Here is a 13,618-nt window from a genome sequence, read left to right on the forward strand (position 1 = left end):
GGCGGAGCGAAAACCCATGACCCTCCTCCGCCACCGCATCCTCCCCATCCTCACCGTCCTCCTCGCCATCCTCATCCTCTGGCACCTCGCGGTCGTCTACCTCAACATGCCCTTCGCCCGCGATCAGGCCACCCGCGCCGGTCAAACACCGGGCTTCTTCGAGCTCCTGCCGCAAACCTTTGTCCAGGAGCGTCCGGTTCTCCCCGCCCCGCACCAGATTGCCGCAGAATTGTGGGACACCACGGTCAACAAGGCCATCACCTCCAAGCGCAGCCTCATTTACCACGCCGGCGTTACGCTCTCGGCCACGCTGCTCGGTTTCGCCATCGGTGCGGTACTCGGCATCCTGCTTGCCGTCGCCATCGTGCATAACCGCGCCATGGACCGCTCCGTCATGCCGTGGATCATCGCCAGCCAGACCATTCCGATCCTCGCCGTCGCGCCGATGATCATCGTCGTCCTGAACTCCATCGGCATTTCCGGGCTGCTGCCGAAGGCGCTGATCTCCACCTATCTTTCCTTCTTTCCCATCGTCGTCGGCATGGTGAAGGGTCTCCGAAGCCCGGAGACGATCCAGCTCGACCTGATGCACACCTATAATGCCTCGCCCGGCCAGATATTCTGGAAGCTGCGCTGGCCCGCGGCGCTGCCCTATCTCTTCACCTCGCTGAAGATCGCCGTCGCCATTGCGCTGGTCGGCGCCATCGTCGGTGAATTGCCGACAGGCGCCGTTGCCGGGCTTGGCGCGCGTCTGCTTTCCGGTTCCTATTACGGCCAGACGGTGCAGATATGGGCGGCGCTGTTCATGGCCGCCGGTGTGGCTGCGCTGCTGGTATCCATCATCGGCATCGCCCATGCCGCCGTCCTCAAGAGAATGGGAGCCCGGCCATGACCCATCCCGGCTGGTTTTTCGGCGCGATCCTGTTCTGGTTTGCCGCCTGGGCCTTCAACGAATGGCTGGTGCGCCGCCACGTCTCCACGCCAGCGGCAAAGCGCATCGGCCGCATCGCCGTGCCGCTCCTCTTCGGGCTGGCCATCCTCGCGTTGTGGGAAGGCGTGGTGCGCGGTTTTTCCGTGCCGCGCATTCTGCTGCCCGCCCCAAGCGCCATCCTCGTACGGCTCGCCGGCTCCCTGCCGATCCTCTGGGCGGATTTCCGCCAGACCTTCATCAAATCGGTACTGACGGGCTATGTGCTGGGCTGCGGCCTCGGCTTTGCCGTCGCCATCCTCATCGACCGCTCGCCTTTCCTCCAGCGCGGGCTGCTGCCCATCGGCAATTTCGTCTCGGCTCTGCCGGTCGTCGGCGTAGCACCCATCATGGTCATGTGGTTCGGCTTCGACTGGCAGTCGAAAGTCGCCGTCGTTGTCATCATGACCTTCTTCCCCATGCTGGTGAACACGGTTCAGGGGCTTGCCGCTTCCAGCCACATGGAACGCGACCTGATGCGCACCTATGCCGCTGGCTGGTGGCAGACGTTGCTGAAGCTGCGCCTGCCCGCCGCCTGGCCGTTCATCTTCAACGCGTTGAAGATCAATTCCACGCTGGCGCTGATCGGCGCCATCGTCGCGGAATTCTTCGGCACGCCCATCGTCGGCATGGGTTTCCGCATCTCGGCGGAAATGGGCCGCAGCAATGTCGATATGGTCTGGGCCGAAATCGCGGTCGCAGCACTCGCCGGCTCCGGCTTTTATGGTCTCGTGGCGCTCGCAGAGCGGGCCGTCACCTTCTGGCATCCGTCCGTCCGTGGGGGACGAACGTAATAACGAAAAAGGGAACAGCGATGAAAATGAAACTTGCATCCATGCTTCTTGCCGGCGCGTCAGTGATGACGGCATTCAGCGCGCAGGCCGCCGACAAGATCACCCTTCAACTCAAATGGGTGACCCAGGCGCAGTTCGCCGGATATTACGTCGCCAAGGACAAGGGTTTTTACGAAGCCGAAGGCCTCGATGTCGACATCAAGCCCGGCGGCCCGGACATTGCACCCGCGCAGGTTCTGGCCGGCGGCGGTGCGGACGTCATCGTCGACTGGATGCCATCCGCACTCGCCACCCGCGAAAAGGGCGTGCCGCTGGTCAATATCGCCCAGCCGTTCAAATCGTCAGGCATGATGCTGACCTGCCTGAAAGAAACCGGCATCACCAAGCCGGAGGATTTCAAGGGCAAGACGCTGGGCGTCTGGTTCTTCGGCAATGAATACCCGTTCCTGTCCTGGATGGCGCACCTGAAAATCCCGACAACCGGCGGCGCCGACGGCGTGACTGTTCTCAAACAGGGCTTCAATGTCGATCCGCTGCTGCAAAAGCAGGCCGCCTGCATTTCCACCATGACCTATAATGAATATTGGCAGGTCATCGATGCCGGCATCAAGCCGGCGGAACTCGTCACCTTTAAATACGAGGCGGAAGGCGTGGCGACGCTGGAAGACGGGCTTTACGTTCTGGAAGACAAGCTGAAGGACGCCAAGTTCAAGGAAGACATGGTCAAATTCGTCCGCGCTTCCATGAAGGGCTGGAAATGGGCCGAAGAAAACCCTGACGACGCCGCCGATATCGTTCTTGAAAACGACGCCTCCGGCGCCCAGACCGAAAAACACCAGAAGCGCATGATGGGCGAAGTGGCAAAACTCACCGCCGGTTCGAAGGGCGCACTCGACAAGGCGGACTATGACCGCACGGTCAAGACGCTGCTGGGCGGCGGTTCCGACCCGGTCATTACCAAGGAACCGACAGGCGCCTACACCACCGAAATCACCGATGCGGCGCTGAAATAGTTCGAAGTGACGCCTAGATAATGGAGCGCGCGGGAGGTCCGCGCGTTCTGATTTATGATTCGTACCAGGGCGACAATTCTCTCGACGTCATCCTTGGGCTTGTCCCAAGGATCTAACCACGTCAACAAAATCAAAACGTTGCAGATCCTCGGCACAAGGCCGAAGATGACGTCGGTGAGAATCGCTTAACTCGATTTCCCATCTGGCGTCGATCTTCTTTTGGAGGCTTTGCCGAAATGCGCCCATTTCGCTGGTAACCCATTTGACGAATTACAATATCCCGACCTATACAAAAATGTATATCAACCATCGCGGCTATGCGGATTGATTTGTACGACAACAAGAATTACAGTCCCGCCCACAAGACTGCCAAATTTGATCTTGTAAAATAAGCACAGGGCAAAGGTGCTTAAGATTCGCGTTGAGGGGCGTTTGAATCGGGAGGATCGAAAAGGAAGTATTGTGATCCCTTGTTTCACATTCGCTATCGCATGACCTTCTAATTGAGCCCTGGGGCTGCAGGACATGTGATCGGATATTGCGCGAGCCAAGACACATGCAGCATAAAGTCACGTTTAACCGCTTTGTATTCCTTCTTCTTTCCGCAACGGCGCTTCCCCTCTCCGCAGCCGCCGAGGGAGAGGCGCAGGCGCCGGTCAAACAGCAGAACCTGCCTTCCATCATCGTCGCCCATGCGGCAAAACGCGATCTCGTGGACCGCATCATCGCCACCGGCACGATCCGCCCCGTGGACGAGATTTACGTCCAGCCGCTGGTCGACGGCCTGTCGATCGACACGCTGAATGCCGATATCGGCGACCGGGTGGAAGCGAATGCGGTTCTGGCCGTGCTGTCCTCCGACAGCCTCGTGCTGCAAAAGAGCCAGCTTGAGGCCAACAAGGCCAAGGCCGAAGCCTCCGTCACCCAGTCGAAAGCCCAGGTGCTGGAAGCGCAGGCCAATCTCAATGACGCCCTTCGCCAGCGCGACCGCGCTGCAAAGCTCGGCCAGAGCGGCTCCGGCTCCGTCTCCGAGACGGAAAAGACCGAAGCGGCCGCGCAGGTGGCGCAGGCCCGCCTCGATGCGGCCAAACAGGCCGTTTCCGCCGGCGAGGCCGACATCAAGGTCGTCGACGCGCAGATCGACGACATCGATCTGAAGCTGACGCGCACCGGCGTGAAAACCCCGGTCGCCGGCATCGTATCCGCCAAGAACGCCAAGGTTGGCGCAATCGCCAGCGGTGCGGGAAATCCGCTGTTCACCGTCATCAAGGACGGCGCGATAGAACTCGTCGCCGATCTCTCCGAGACCGATATCCAGAAGGTCAAGGCAGGCCAGAAAGCCTATTTGACGGTTGCCGGCGGAGCTGAGAAAATAGAAGGCAAGGTGCGCCTCGTTTCACCCACCGTCGACCCGACGACGCGCCTCGGCTCCGTGCATGTGGTTCTGCCGACCGACAGCCCGGCGCGTTCCGGCATGTATGCCAGCGCGGCGATCATCGTCGAGGAGACGAATGCGCTCGCTTTGCCGCTGTCGGCCGTCACCTCAGGGCGTGAAGGCTCGACCACCCGCAAGGTGGAAGGCGACGTCGTCAAGCAGGTGAAGATCGAGACCGGCATCGAAGACGGCGGTTTTATCGAGATTGTCAGCGGTCTTGCCGCTGGAGACAAGGTTGTCGAGAAAGCTGGAGCATTCGTGCGTGATGGTGACCGGATAAGACCGGTGGAAGCCCAGACGGCTGCGTCCAACTGACTGAGGGAATGAGATGAACTTTTCCGCATGGTCAATCCGTAACCCGATTGCGCCGCTGCTCGGCTTCGCGCTTTTGATGATCCTCGGCATGCAGGCGTTCAACACCCTGCCCATCACCCGTTTTCCGAATATCGACGTTCCCGTCGTGGCCGTGACCGTGACCCAGAGCGGCGCTTCGCCCTCCGAGCTGGAAATGCAGGTGACGAAGGAGATCGAGGACGCCGTCGCCGCCATCAGCGGCGTCGACGAAATCCAGTCCACAGTGGTCGACGGACAGTCGACGACAACGGTTGTCTTCCGCATCGAAAAGCCGACGGAAGAAGCGGTTCAGGACACCAAGGACGCCATCGACAAGATCCGCAGCGATCTGCCCGCCGATATCGAAGTGCCCGTCGTCAGCAAGATCGACGTCGAGGGACAGGCGATCCAGACGTTTGCCGTCTCTTCGCCCAACATGACGCTGGAAGAACTGTCCTGGTTCGTGGATGACACGATCAAGCGTTCGCTCCAGGGCCAGTCCGGCATCGGCAAGGTCGACCGTTACGGCGGCGCCGACCGCGAAGTGCGCGTGTCGCTGAGCCCCGAAAAGCTCGACGCCTATGGCATCACCGCCACCGAGGTGAACAGCCAGCTGCGCGGTACGAACGTCGATCTCGGCTCGGGCCGAGGCCAGGTTGGCGGCAACGAACAGACCATCCGCACGCTCGGCGATACGCGCGATGTGAGCCAGCTTGCCAATACCACGATTGCGCTTTCCAACGGTCGTTTCGTCAAGCTTTCCGAACTCGGCACGGTCACCGACACCTATGAGGAGCAGAAATCCTTCTCGCGCTTCAACGGCAATCCCGCCGTCACCTTCGCGGTGTTCCGCTCAAAGGGCGCAAGCGAGGTCTCGGTCGCCGAAACCGTGGCGGCAAGCCTCAATGAAGTGCGCAAGAATCATCCGGATGTGTCGATCGAAATGGTCGATGACGCCGTTTATTTCACCTATGGCAACTACAAGGCCGCGCTCGACACGCTGATCGAAGGCGCGATCCTCGCCGTCATCGTCGTCCTGCTCTTCCTGCGCAACTGGCGCGCGACCCTGATTGCCGCCGTGGCGCTGCCGCTTTCCGCGATCCCGACCTTCTGGATCATGGACATCATGGGCTTCTCGCTCAACCTCGTCAGCTTCCTGGCGCTCACGCTCGCCACGGGTATTCTCGTCGACGACGCCATCGTGGAAATCGAGAACATCGCCCGCCATATCAAGATGGGCAAGACGCCCTATCGGGCGGCGCTGGAAGCGGCGGATGAAATCGGCCTCGCCGTCATCGCCACCAGCTTCACCATCATCGCGGTCTTCGTGCCGGTGTCGTTCATGCCCGGCATTCCTGGCCAGTACTTCATCCAGTTCGGCCTCACCGTCGCCTTCTCGGTGTTCTTCTCGCTCGCCGTGGCCCGCCTCATCACACCGTTGATGGCGGCCTATCTGATGCGCGCCGAAGATGCGATGGACGATCACCACGACAATGACAGCCGGTTGATGAAGGCCTATACGCGCATGGTAACCGCCACCACCCGCAAGTGGTGGGCGCGCTATCTGACGCTGCTCGGCGCCATCGGCTTCCTCGTCGCTTCCGTCATTCTGCTTGCCGGCGTTCCGGGCAGCTTCCTGCCGCCGGACGACGCCTCGCGCGTGACGCTTTCGGTGGAACTGCCGCCCAATGCGACGCTCGACGAAACCGACCGCACGACGACGCAGATTTATCATGCCCTGCGTGACATCAACGGCGTCGAAAGCGTCTTCATCCTCGGCGGCGCTTCGCCCAAGGGCGATCTGGAGCTTCGCCGCGCCACCGTCAACGTCATCCTCCAGCACATCGACCATTCGCTGCTCAAGCTGGTGGTCAACAAGGGCCTCGGCTCCATCCCGCTCATCGGCCCATACTTGCCGAAGGTGGAGGAAAAGGGCCGCACACGTCCGCAATGGGATGTGGAACGGGATATTTTCGCACAGGTGCGCGGCATCCCGGATGTCCGCATCATCAAGCTGAACGACCGTGCGGAACGCGAGCTCTCCTTCAACTTCCTCTCGACGAACGAGAAGGACCTGAACGACGCCGTCGGCATTCTCGAAAGCCGCCTGCGCGCCTCGCCCATCCTTGCCAATGTCAGCTCGGAAGGTGCGTTGCCCCGCCCCGAACTGCAGATTCGCCCGCGCAAGGATGAGATCGCCCGCCTCGGCATCACGCCGCAGCAGATTTCGCAGACCGTGCGTGTCGCCACCATCGGCGATATCGATGCGCAGCTGACGAAGATTTCGCTGGATGACCGGCAGATTCCGATCCGCGTGCAGGCCTCGCTCGATACCCGCCGCGATCTCGCCACCATCCGCGCGCTGAAGATCAAGACCGCCTCCGGATCGCTGGTGCCGCTCTATAGCGTTGCCGATATCGACTATTCGGAAGGTCCAAGCTCGATCAAGCGCAACGACCGCAACCGCGTCGTCTCCATCGGCTCCGACGTTCCCTTCGGCACGGCGCTCGATACATCGACGGCCGAGTTCAAGCGCATCGTGTCGGAAACCGACCTGCCGGCGAGTGTGCGCCTTGCCGAAAGCGGCGACGCCAAGGTGCAGGGCGAAATGCAGCAGGGCTTCGTCAACGCCATGCTGCTCGGTCTGATGCTGGTGCTGGTGGTGCTCATCCTGCTGTTCAAGGATGTCATCCAGCCCTTCACCATCCTGTTCTCGCTGCCGCTTGCCATCGGCGGCGTGGCGGTCGCGCTCATCATCACGCAGAACGCGCTGTCCATGCCCGTTCTCATCGGCATCCTGATGCTGATGGGCATCGTGACGAAGAACGCCATCCTGCTGGTGGATTTCGCCATCGAAATGCGCCGTCACGGCATGGAACGGGTGCATGCCATGGTCGAGGCCGGCCGCAAGCGCGCCCGCCCGATCATCATGACCTCCATCGCCATGTCGGCGGGCATGTTGCCCTCCGCGCTCGGCGTCGGCGAAGGCGGTTCGTTCCGCGCGCCGATGGCGATTGCGGTGATCGGCGGCATCATCGTCTCGACGGTGCTGTCGCTCATCGTGGTGCCGGCCTTCTTCCTCATCATGGACGACCTGTCGCGCCTGCTCGCCCACCTCTTCGGCCGCTTCGTCGGCAAGAAGGAAGAGGAGGAAGAGGCCCTCTCCAACGAAAAACTCTCGGAGATCGCCCGCGAAAACAGCCTGGCGCTCTCCTCGCTGGAGGCACGCGTCGCCAGCATGGAAAAGGGCACCGGCGACAAGGCCGCGGACAAGGGCAGCAACATATTGCGGCTGCCGCCGCTTGCTGCGGAGTGAAGCTCGCAGAATAACGATTGAGACGCCGGGCCCTGTGCCCGGCGTTTCTTTTGGGGGTGTTTAAGGGGCAAAACGTCGCCACCTGTTTCTTCTCCCAGAGGGGGAGAAGGTGGCCCGAAGGGTCGGATGAGGGGGCTAGCGCTCGATCTATCTCTGGCCTTGCCCCCTCATCCCGCTGCCGCGACCTTCTCCCCCTCTGGGAGAAGAAATATGCGGCGCTCGCCCGCCCCATATTCCCCCTGTGCTTCTAAGCCCGAATGGACGAACCATTTCCTCCCGTAACGACTGCAATTCTGTTTGATCGAAATCAATTCGCTTTCCAGGTGAACTGCTAATCTCCCTCGCATCGGGAATTGCCGGTCGAAGGATAATGCGATGAGCTCTTTTCAGATAGGCGTGCGGGAACACGAACATCCCCGGTTTCGTCTCGCTTCGGACAGCCCGGCAAAAGGTATGAGCGGGAGCCGGATGGACGTGAACAAGACCGTGAAGCTGAGCAACAGGGACAGGAACATTCTGCTGCGTGCACCCTTGATCGGGATAGCGGATGATGCGGCGGCGTTGAAGCTGATGGAGGCGGCGACCATCACCAATGTGAACGCCCGCCATGTGCTCTTCAAGGAAGGCGAAGCGGCGCAGCATTTCTACTGCGTACTGTCGGGTTACGTCAGGCTTTACCGGCTGGACCGGCATGGACGCGAGGCGGATGTGCGCGTCAGCGGCCCCGGCGATACCTTCAACGAATGCCTGATTTTCGGCAGCGATACCTATCGCTACAGCGCGCAGGCGGCGGAAAGCTGCACCGTGGCGCGGTTCGAACTTGCGAGAATCCGCAGTCTGATCGATCAGGAGCCGGCCATCGCCAAGGCCGTCATGCGCTGCCTGTCCAACAGCCTGCTGGCCACGATGGATTGCATCGCGAACGACCGGCTACAGACGGCGCCGCAACGTGTCGCCCATTACCTCATCAATCAGGGCCCGCGCGACGCGACATCCTTTTCGCTGCGGCTGCCGTTCCAGAAAAGCCTGCTCGCCGGCAAGCTCGGCCTCGCGCCGGAAGCGCTGTCGAGGGCCTTTTCGGCACTGAAAAAGGCTGGCGTCACCGTGCGCGGACGCATCGTGCAGGTCAATGACGTCGCCGCACTGAAGCAGATCTGAAAATACCGGGAGAGGACGAAGGGCGGGATGCCATCAGGCATTCCGCCCTTCTGCATGCCCGAAATCGGAAAATCAGTCCGGCTGCAGCACAAAACGGAAGCTGTCGCCCTGCCGCTCGACACGGAAAAATCCGCCGAGATGACCGCCGGAAACCAGCCAGCCATGATCGGCTGCCTCGGCCAGCGCCTTGAGGCGTGTTTCATAAGCAAGAGCGGAATCGATATCGTAGACGAAACCGACGCCGGGATCTCTCACCTGCAACTCGCTGACATGCAGCACGTCGCCCCATAATAACAGCCGCTCATCGCCATTGCCGATCAGATAACCGGTGTGCCCCGGTGTATGGCCAGGCATGGCGACTGCCTCGATACCCTCGGCGACCGCGCCCATGGGGATCGGCCGCAACATCGGGCCGCAAATGTCTAGCAGCCGCGCGGCAAGGTCGAACCCGCCCTGCCGGGCCGGCGGCAGGCTTTTGCGCGCCTCCGCGCTGCTGAAAAAGCCAAGATCGGCCTCGGGAACCCATATGTCGGCATTGGGAAAATAAGGCCGGTCGCCATCGATGAGGCCAAGCGCATGGTCGCCATGAATATGGGTGAGGATGATACGCGTCACATCGGCCGGCTGAATCCCGGCGGCAATCATCGCCGCGCGGGCATGGCCATAGGCCTCACCCCAGGCCGTGCCGCAACCGGCATCGATCAGCCAGATGCCGTCAGGCCCGGACAGCGCGAAGCAGTTGACGTCCATATCCACCGTTTCGCCCCGATGGCCGGCAAGGGCCGCAGCCAGCGCTTCGGCGCCCTGACGATGGATGAGATGGCCGACCGGCGCCTTGTAGACACCGTCGACAAAACGGGAAACCTCGTAAGCACCGAAACGGCGGGCGATAGCCATATTTCAGAGACCGCCCTGCTCTTTCAGAAAACCGACGATGCGATCCACGCCATCGCCGCGTTTCATGTCGGTGAAGACGAAGGGCATGGCGTTGCGCATGCGGGTCGCATCGCTGTCCATGACGGTGAGGTCAGCACCGACATAGGGCGCAAGGTCCTTCTTGTTGATGACCAGCAGGTCCGAGCGGGTGATGCCCGGCCCGCCCTTGCGCGGAATTTCCTCACCCTGGCAGACCGAGATGACATAGATGGTGATATCGGCCAGATCGGGCGAGAAGGTCGCGGCGAGATTGTCGCCGCCGGATTCGATGAAGACCACATCGAGATCGGGAAACCGCGCATTGAGCCCGGCAATCGCCTGCAGGTTGATCGTCGCATCCTCACGAATGGCCGTATGCGGGCAACCGCCCGTCTCGACCCCGACGATACGCTCGGACGGCAGCGCCTGCATGCGCACCAGCGCCTCGGCATCTTCCTTGGTGTAGATATCGTTGGTGACGACGGCGACCGAATAATCGGCGCTCATCGCCTTGCAGAGCTTTTCCGTCAGCGCCGTCTTGCCAGAACCGACCGGCCCGCCAATGCCGACGCGCAGCGGCCCATTACCCGATTTCATCACTCTGTTCCCTTCGATATGCTTTGGTCTTGTTTCACCATAGTCCCTCAACGGGACGCTTCAATATATGCAAGGATCGTGCCGCCCTTTCAGGACCGGAAAAGCCGGGTGCCCTGCGTTTCATGGCGCATGGCTGCCGTATCGGCGATGATCGTCGCGCTGCCGAGATCGTCGAGCGTGGATTGCATCGCCCGCGCCGCCATCTCTGCGATGATCGCCTCGCTTGCGGCCAGAATGGCAACGCCATCCTTCTGTCCCGCGACCCCGAGGCGGATGCCCGCTGAAACGATCTGCGAGGCGCCGGCATGCAAAAAGGCGGCAATCGTTTCCCTGAGCGGCACCGCATGACCGGCGGCAACCGCGCCGACGGCGATGGGATAAGGAACGTCTTTCGGCAACAACTCAAGAACCGCATGCGGCCATGCCCCGGCGGCGGCAACGAAGGCATCGCCCAGAAGCACCGTCTCGCGGTATCGCTCCGCCGAACCGGCCAGCGCCCGCGCCAGATCGGCCGTTTCGCTCAAGATGGCCGCATCCCCGGCGCTGCGCCAGGCATGCGCCAGAAACACCGCATCGTTCCACAGGCTGCCGTGGCGCAGCAGCGTTTCGAGCCAGTCGCGCAGGGCCGCCGCATCGCCGATGCGACGATCCTCCACCGCCTTTTCAAGCCCGCCGGAATAGGAAAAACCACCGACGGGAAAGGCCGGCGACATCCAGGCCATGAGCCGCAGCAGCGCGGCGACGCCGCGATCGTCACTCACGGCTCAGCCGTGATCGTGATGGTGGTGCCCGTGGTCATGCCCATGGGAATGGCCGCCATGGGCGTGGTAAGCGCCGCGCGCCGGCTGGAAGGGCTCCTCCACCTCACGCACGGTGGCGCCCAGACCTTCCAGCATGGCGCGAATGACATGGTCGCGCAGGATGAGAATACGCTCTTCCTCAATCTGCGCGGAAAGATGCCGGTTGCCCAGATGCCAGGCAAGCTCGATCAGGTGAAGGCGGTCCTTCGCCTTGATTTCGAACAGCTTTTCATCCGCCGCGCGAACCTCGATCAGGTCGCCGTTCTCCACCACCAGAAGATCGCCATGGGCAAACAGCACCGCTTCCTTCAGGTCCAGCATCACCATCTCATCATTTTGCAGATGCAGCAGCTTGCGGCGCAGATGCCGCTGGTCATGCGCCAGGGTGACATAACCGGAAGCTTCGTCGGCAGGGGTTCCGGCCGGATGATAGGAGGTGACGCGCAGCATGGGATGATCCGTTTCAGAAACAGTCTTGGGGGTCCGATTTTTGCCGGATAGGCGGGGTGATTTCAAGGTGAATGAATGCAAGGTATGAAAAAGGCCGGCATTGCCGGCGTAAAGACTTGAGGCGTCCGGGGTGACGGTGCGCGGATGAGGCGGCATCGCGAAAGACAATCACGTCCCAGAAAACGAAAAAAGCCCGGCATTGCGGCCGGGCCTTCGTCAAACCGTAAAACCAAAATCAGGCCGCAGCGCGTGCCTTCAGGTTTTCCAGAATGTTCTGCGGCGCGGAAACGCCATAGGGGTCGGATTCGCAATTGTCCGAATAGCCCTCTTCCTCGAACCACTGCTCGACGACGCCATCGTTGACGACGGCGGCGTAACGCCAGGAGCGCATGCCGAAACCGAGATTGTCCTTGGCGACCAGCATGCCCATCTTGCGGGTGAACTCACCCGAACCATCCGGAATGACCTTGACGTTTTCGAGGTTCTGGCCCTTTGCCCAGGCATTCATGACAAAGGCGTCATTGACCGACAGGCAATAGATGTCATCGACGCCGAGCGCACGGAACTCGCCCGCCAGCTTTTCGAAATCGGGAAGCTGGTAGGTCGAGCAGGTCGGCGTGAAGGCGCCGGGCAGCGAAAACAGGACGACCTTCTTGCCCTTGAAATAATCGTCGGAGGTCATGTCCTGCCAACGGAACGGGTTGGGGCCACCGACGGCCTCATCGCGAACGCGCGTGCGGAAGGTTACGGCGGGCACTTTTTTGCCGAGCATATCTTGTCTCCTGTTCTGGCGTTTTACGAGGATCGCTTGGGATCGATCCGCGCGGAATTCTTTTGCCGTTTCCATAGCGCAAGACGCGCTGCGGTGCAGCATAAAAATCCCGATTTCAAAGGAGATTCAAACAGGGCATGTACTACCTGATACAACTATAAAGTACAGTTTACAAAAATGCACTTTTAAGTAATATTCCGCCACCCAACGGGAGACACTGAAATTGATTTTGAAAGATCGCGTACTCAATCATCTCGACAGTACCCTCAGAGCCTATTTCGACTATAGCGACGGCCCGCAATGCTCCAATCTGCGTGGCTTCGTCGCAGGGCTGGTCACGGATGTCTGCGAAAAGATGGATGGAGACTTGCTGCGGAAGGTCGCGGAAAAGGTAGACGGCAAGAGTTTCGCCGAATGGCGGTCATGGTACATTGATGAAGTCGTGACTTTGCAGGCCAGTGCGGTGGGCGCATTCGCCCATCGCATCATTGACGTGGAAACGCTCAGCGCCTCGGCGCGCAGCGGAAAAGTGCCCTGCGAGCTTGGCTACAGACACGCGGATGAATTCATCGCCTGCTGGGAGGAGACCTATGCAAAGCGGCAAGCGGAGAAGGAAAAGCTGCCTTCATCGAAAAAATTTCAGGACAAGCGCAACAGCCACACCGAGCCGCCGTACCTGATGAAAGATATCCTGGGGCTGTCCTGGTGGCGCAAGCGGTCCAAATGAACGACGGCAACAAGGAATCGACCAAGGAAATGCTGGCGGTTTTCCGCATCATCGCCAGCGCCGGGCTTTCGCTGATCCTCCTTCTGGCCACTTTCAAGAACAGGACGCCGGACCTTTCCAATTGGCTGGTTTACCCAGCCGCCCTGTTTTTCAGCGCCTCTTTGCTGTTCTGCCTCTACCTGTTTCTGCAAGCCATAACCCTGCTTGCGGGCGAAGCGGACGCAATCATCGATCAGCCGAGGATAAAGGTCCCCGCAATGGCGGCCATGGGGCTATTCATGGCCGGCATTGCAAGCCTGCTGACCGCGCTCATGTGCATCTGAGCGCGGAGCAGCCGTTTC

13 protein-coding genes are annotated in these 13,618 nt (G+C 60.9%); 8 read left to right on the forward strand and 5 right to left on the reverse strand.

What is annotated here, in order from left to right; all coding sequences use genetic code 11:
- Positions 1-16 precede the first annotated feature (16 nt).
- From ACQZ40_RS14085 to ACQZ40_RS14110, 6 genes are all read left to right on the forward strand, one after another.
- Positions 17-892 (forward strand): ABC transporter permease, encoded by an 876-nt coding sequence (locus ACQZ40_RS14085; protein ID WP_065655111.1) that lies wholly within the window; start codon positions 17-19, stop codon positions 890-892.
- Positions 889-1,761 (forward strand): ABC transporter permease, encoded by an 873-nt coding sequence (locus ACQZ40_RS14090; protein ID WP_174039599.1) that lies wholly within the window; start codon positions 889-891, stop codon positions 1,759-1,761. Before ACQZ40_RS14085 ends, ACQZ40_RS14090 begins: the two co-directional genes overlap by 4 nt.
- 20 nt (positions 1,762-1,781) lie before the next feature.
- Complete coding sequence (locus tag ACQZ40_RS14095; RefSeq protein ID WP_080856701.1) at positions 1,782-2,774, forward strand: ABC transporter substrate-binding protein; 993 nt, start codon at positions 1,782-1,784, stop codon at positions 2,772-2,774.
- Between the two features lie 556 nt (positions 2,775-3,330).
- Positions 3,331-4,524, forward strand: a complete 1,194-nt coding sequence (locus tag ACQZ40_RS14100) for an efflux RND transporter periplasmic adaptor subunit (protein ID WP_003520590.1) — start codon at positions 3,331-3,333, stop codon at positions 4,522-4,524.
- Positions 4,525-4,537: 13 nt separating this feature from the next.
- On the forward strand, positions 4,538-7,858 hold the full coding sequence (locus ACQZ40_RS14105) for an efflux RND transporter permease subunit (RefSeq protein WP_174036390.1): 3,321 nt from the start codon (positions 4,538-4,540) through the stop codon (positions 7,856-7,858).
- A 468-nt stretch (positions 7,859-8,326) separates the two neighbouring features.
- On the forward strand, positions 8,327-9,016 hold the full coding sequence (locus ACQZ40_RS14110; protein WP_078051694.1) for a Crp/Fnr family transcriptional regulator: 690 nt from the start codon (positions 8,327-8,329) through the stop codon (positions 9,014-9,016).
- Positions 9,017-9,088: 72 nt separating this feature from the next.
- Here ACQZ40_RS14110 and aidB read toward each other — a convergent pair whose 3' ends face one another.
- From aidB to ACQZ40_RS14135, 5 genes are all read right to left on the reverse strand, one after another.
- Positions 9,089-9,913, reverse strand: coding sequence for an AidB family quorum-quenching N-acyl homoserine lactonase (aidB, locus tag ACQZ40_RS14115; RefSeq protein WP_448748189.1), 825 nt, complete (start codon positions 9,911-9,913; stop codon positions 9,089-9,091).
- A gap of 3 nt (positions 9,914-9,916) precedes the next feature.
- Positions 9,917-10,528: an urease accessory protein UreG gene (gene ureG / locus ACQZ40_RS14120; RefSeq protein WP_003520595.1), complete on the reverse strand. Its 612-nt coding sequence runs from the start codon at positions 10,526-10,528 to the stop codon at positions 9,917-9,919.
- 89 nt (positions 10,529-10,617) lie between these two features.
- Positions 10,618-11,289, reverse strand: a complete 672-nt coding sequence (locus ACQZ40_RS14125; RefSeq protein WP_162934114.1) for an urease accessory protein UreF — start codon at positions 11,287-11,289, stop codon at positions 10,618-10,620.
- A 3-nt stretch (positions 11,290-11,292) separates the two neighbouring features.
- Complete coding sequence (gene ureE, locus ACQZ40_RS14130) at positions 11,293-11,778, reverse strand: urease accessory protein UreE (protein ID WP_003520598.1); 486 nt, start codon at positions 11,776-11,778, stop codon at positions 11,293-11,295.
- Positions 11,779-12,013: 235 nt separating this feature from the next.
- A complete protein-coding gene (locus ACQZ40_RS14135) occupies positions 12,014-12,550 on the reverse strand; it encodes a peroxiredoxin (protein ID WP_003520599.1) in 537 nt (178 codons plus the stop codon).
- A gap of 223 nt (positions 12,551-12,773) precedes the next feature.
- Between ACQZ40_RS14135 and ACQZ40_RS14140 the strand changes: the two genes are divergently transcribed.
- Together ACQZ40_RS14140 and ACQZ40_RS14145 are read left to right on the forward strand one after the other, a co-directional pair.
- Positions 12,774-13,277: a hypothetical protein gene (locus ACQZ40_RS14140; protein ID WP_065655118.1), complete on the forward strand. Its 504-nt coding sequence runs from the start codon at positions 12,774-12,776 to the stop codon at positions 13,275-13,277.
- A complete protein-coding gene (locus tag ACQZ40_RS14145) occupies positions 13,274-13,600 on the forward strand; it encodes a hypothetical protein (protein ID WP_065655119.1) in 327 nt (108 codons plus the stop codon). Before ACQZ40_RS14140 ends, ACQZ40_RS14145 begins: the two co-directional genes overlap by 4 nt.
- Positions 13,601-13,618 lie beyond the last annotated feature (18 nt).

It is taken from the genome of Agrobacterium sp. 16-172Ci (assembly GCF_053522725.1).

Bases quoted from the DNA above. Each gene is read 5' to 3' on its own strand.
- ACQZ40_RS14085 (WP_065655111.1), top strand. From the start codon at position 17: ATGACCCTCCTCCGCCACCGCATCCTCCCCATCCTCACCGTCCTCCTC.
- ACQZ40_RS14090 (WP_174039599.1), top strand. From the start codon at position 889: ATGACCCATCCCGGCTGGTTTTTCGGCGCGATCCTGTTCTGGTTTGCC.
- ACQZ40_RS14095 (WP_080856701.1), top strand. From the start codon at position 1,782: ATGAAAATGAAACTTGCATCCATGCTTCTTGCCGGCGCGTCAGTGATG.
- ACQZ40_RS14100 (WP_003520590.1), top strand. From the start codon at position 3,331: ATGCAGCATAAAGTCACGTTTAACCGCTTTGTATTCCTTCTTCTTTCC.
- ACQZ40_RS14105 (WP_174036390.1), top strand. From the start codon at position 4,538: ATGAACTTTTCCGCATGGTCAATCCGTAACCCGATTGCGCCGCTGCTC.
- ACQZ40_RS14110 (WP_078051694.1), top strand. From the start codon at position 8,327: ATGGACGTGAACAAGACCGTGAAGCTGAGCAACAGGGACAGGAACATT.
- aidB (WP_448748189.1), bottom strand. From the start codon at position 9,913: ATGGCTATCGCCCGCCGTTTCGGTGCTTACGAGGTTTCCCGTTTTGTC.
- ureG (WP_003520595.1), bottom strand. From the start codon at position 10,528: ATGAAATCGGGTAATGGGCCGCTGCGCGTCGGCATTGGCGGGCCGGTC.
- ureE (WP_003520598.1), bottom strand. From the start codon at position 11,778: ATGCTGCGCGTCACCTCCTATCATCCGGCCGGAACCCCTGCCGACGAA.
- ACQZ40_RS14135 (WP_003520599.1), bottom strand. From the start codon at position 12,550: ATGCTCGGCAAAAAAGTGCCCGCCGTAACCTTCCGCACGCGCGTTCGC.
- ACQZ40_RS14145 (WP_065655119.1), top strand. From the start codon at position 13,274: ATGAACGACGGCAACAAGGAATCGACCAAGGAAATGCTGGCGGTTTTC.